Source organism: Oleiphilus sp. HI0061 (assembly GCF_001635675.1).
In genome coordinates, this window is record NZ_LWFE01001534.1 from 1 (window position 1) to 684 (window position 684).

Sequence of the window (684 nt, forward strand, 5' to 3'; positions counted from 1 at the left end):
TGCGTAATTTTTCTCCAGTATATTTTTTACTTCCTTCGTAAGCCGTCATCACATGCTGTTGGGTGAATTGTGCTTAGACTTGTTGCTGCCTATTTAGTACNTATAATTTTTTCCTATCATGCTTATGCACAGGAAATATTAGGAAAACATAACGAAGTACTTGTTCAAACTTCACGCCCCAAGCTGACTGATGTTGACCCCTCAAGCAATACTGGTTTAGTTACCGTTATCAAGAAAGAAGATTTCTCTAGTGATGCCGTAAGCGTTGCCGATATAGTTGAGCGCCAAGTGGGGGTTCAAGTCAGAGATCTTGGAGGCTTTGGCAGTTTCAGTTCTGTTAGTGTTCGCGGCTCATCTAGTAAACAAGTAAACGTGTACTTGGATGGTGTATTGCTGAATGGCTCCTACCAGGGGGCTGTCGACTTGAGCCAGTTCTTACTTGGTGCGGTTGAACAGGTAGAAATATACCGGGGTAATGTCCCGATATATTTAGAGCAAGCCGGGATTGGTGGGGCAATTAATATCAAGACTAGCGGTGGTGCACGAAAAGCCGGTGGCTTACTTAGTTCAAGTCTTGGTTCAGAAGGCATCAAACGTGCTGCAGCATCGTATAAAGGGAGTCTGGATACCCTTAATTATCTTTTTTCTGCTGAGCACTTTAGTGCTGACAATGACTATACAGTC

The 684-nt window shown here is 43.5% G+C and carries 1 protein-coding gene; it reads left to right on the forward strand.

What is annotated here, in order from left to right; all coding sequences use genetic code 11:
* Nucleotides 1-69 precede the first annotated feature (69 nt).
* Nucleotides 70-684 (forward strand): TonB-dependent receptor (locus tag A3735_RS23980; protein ID WP_156499877.1); only part of this gene is annotated, 615 nt, incomplete at its 3' end.